We start from the raw sequence: 542 nt of genomic DNA, 5'->3' as shown, positions 1-542 counted from the left end.
AGAGGCCACCACGAAGGAAACGCGGGCACGCAATCGTCTGTATGACGAGGCGGTGCGGCAAGCGCTGACGGTGCTGTGGGAGGCCGCCGATCGAGTCTGCGGCAAGCGGCTGAAGGCCTTGATCCCGATGTTGGTCGATGCGATGGAACGCCATGGCCACCTCGAGCTGGACCCGGTCGTCAAGACCAAGGTCTTGCAAGTCAGCGCAGCGACCATTGATCGCGTCCTGGCCGATGCGCGTTTGCATATCGACGGCAAGCGCAGGCGCCGCACTGGCGTGGGCGCGGCCATCAGACGCAGCATTCCGGTGCGCACGTTCGCCGACTGGCGGGATCCGGCGCCAGGCTTCTTCGAGATCGACATGGTCGAACACTGCGGCGGCCCGAAGACGGACGGTGACTACGTTCACACCCTGACGCTGACCGACATCGCCAGCGGTTGGACGGAATGCGTGGCAATGAGATTGCGCGACCAGATGCTGGTCATCGAGGCCTTCGAAAAGGTGACGGCCGATCTGCCATTCGCGATGCTCGGCATTGACT

At 63.7% G+C, this 542-nt stretch carries 1 pseudogene; it reads left to right on the top strand.

The features are described from left to right. Window positions 1–542: pseudogene (locus tag ACXJ3V_RS20630) on the top strand (ISNCY family transposase); the annotation flags it as partial.

The sequence above is a fragment of the Microbacterium sp. P5_E9 genome, from assembly GCF_054049175.1.
This window is presented reverse-complemented; position numbering and strand designations above follow the sequence as displayed.